The 416-nt window shown below is 56.0% G+C and carries 1 protein-coding gene; it reads right to left on the minus strand.

Annotated features, from left to right (window positions below):
- On the minus strand, positions 1-416 hold a 416-nt coding region (locus D7V88_RS42400), incomplete at both ends, for an insulinase family protein (protein ID WP_147449194.1).

Genomic DNA, 416 nt, shown 5'->3' on the forward strand with positions numbered 1-416 from the left:
TTGCTGGGCAGCTTCGATATCAGCCTTATCGAGGTCACCATTGAAGATCTTTTCGATTTCGCCGACCATGATCTCGAACAAGGCGGGTGCGTTCTTGGGCGATACCTGGGCACCGAACCACCAGTTGCTGTTCAGCTTAGCCTGCCCCACGCCAGAGCTCATGCCGTATACCAAGCCGCGTTCGCGGGCCGTACCGAGGATTTTGGAGTGCAGCGTCTCGGTGAGGATAGTATTTATCAGGTTCAGGGCGTCCTGCTCGTCGTCGGTCAGGCGGCGGCGCATGAAGGTGTCGATATAAAAATAGACGTTCTTGACGGTGGAGTTGGCGATATGGAGTGGTTTTTCGAGCCGCTCCGGCCGCTCATCCGGTAGTGGGATCCGCAGCTTATCGTTACGCAGACCGATCGTACCGAAAT

It is taken from the genome of Corallococcus terminator (assembly GCF_003611635.1).
GTDB classification, from domain to species: Bacteria; Myxococcota; Myxococcia; order Myxococcales; family Myxococcaceae; genus Corallococcus; species Corallococcus terminator.